We start from the raw sequence: 1,198 nt of genomic DNA on the forward strand, positions 1-1,198 counted from the left end.
ATTAAAAATACCTAACCGATTATTTATCATATGAAAGTAACTTTCATAAATTCTCCATGGTTCCTGCTCCGGGGCCAAATCATATAATGAAGAATTATAGGGTGGAACTTGAAGAAGCCCTTTTTCATGGGCGTTTTTCATTTCTTTACTAGTTTGTGAAGCAGATTCAACCCAAAAGTTCATATATTCTTGCTCAAAATCCACTCCCTCTTCTAATGCATTCCAAACTACTTTAATAAAAGGAAGAAGCACTGCCTTTTGTTGGTCCAGTTTTTCCTCAAATGCCTTTAGAGTTTCCTGTTTTCTATTCTCAATTTCATCGGCTTTGAGATTGATTCCATATGGAAAATAGGCCCTTGGAAACCAGTTTTCAAAATTTATTTGGAAGAACTGAATAACGTCCCCAATATTCAAACCCAGACCATAAGCAAATGCCAAATGCATTTGTATAGCTACCCCTAAAGCCTTTTCATAATTCCAAGATTCACTTTCATTTAGCACTGAAAGAACAACCCTTGAAGAATCTTCAAAATGCTTTTCAGAAATGAATAAACCTACCTCACCACCATAACGCGCTATTTCCGGCTCATACTCAACAAACTTGATTGAATTATTTGGAAAAAGATCCTGAGACTTCCCCCAAATGTCTTTATCTCTCTGGGAGGGATATTCATAATAATATGTGGAAAAAAATTGTTCCAAATAGGGCTTTAGCTTTGTTTGAAGAACAACCTTATTTCCTTTAAATCGCAACCGAATGTGTGGCCCCTTTTCCCAATAACGAATAAAAAAATATTGCTCCGCGAATCCATTTGAAATCACTTCTTCTACAAAAGGTTTTACGGCTTTCACCAAAAACTCTTCCCATGGTTCTGCATAATATAGGTGGGATGCCAGCCAGGCTTTATTTTCTTGTTGTTTCACTTAGATAAATTTATACTTCATTGATTAAAAAAACTCCATAAACTATTTTCCAAAAATGGGAAGGGAAGTAAAATACAACAACGGATTAACAGCTCCACTGTACCACAAATTCCGAAACAAGATCTTCTCCATTAAAAGACAATAATTCTTTAGAGGAAGGTGTCATTTCTTCTATTTTAATGGATGCTGGTGCTTTTCCAATCATCCTCCCAAATAAACGTACAAGTAAAGAATTATTGAAGTTTATATATTGGGGTTTATAATCATCCCTCCC

Annotated in this window: 2 protein-coding genes; both read right to left on the reverse strand. The window is 35.3% G+C overall.

What is annotated here, in order from left to right:
* Positions 1-924 (reverse strand): lantibiotic dehydratase C-terminal domain-containing protein (locus tag E1171_RS01065; RefSeq protein WP_155203238.1); only part of this gene is annotated, 924 nt, incomplete at its 3' end.
* Positions 925-1,009: 85 nt separating this feature from the next.
* Positions 1,010-1,198 (reverse strand): hypothetical protein (locus E1171_RS24080; RefSeq protein ID WP_222931317.1); only part of this gene is annotated, 189 nt, incomplete at its 5' end.

The sequence above is a fragment of the Xanthovirga aplysinae genome, from assembly GCF_009711365.1.
In the GTDB taxonomy this organism is placed as follows: Bacteria; Bacteroidota; Bacteroidia; order Cytophagales; family Cyclobacteriaceae; genus Xanthovirga; species Xanthovirga aplysinae.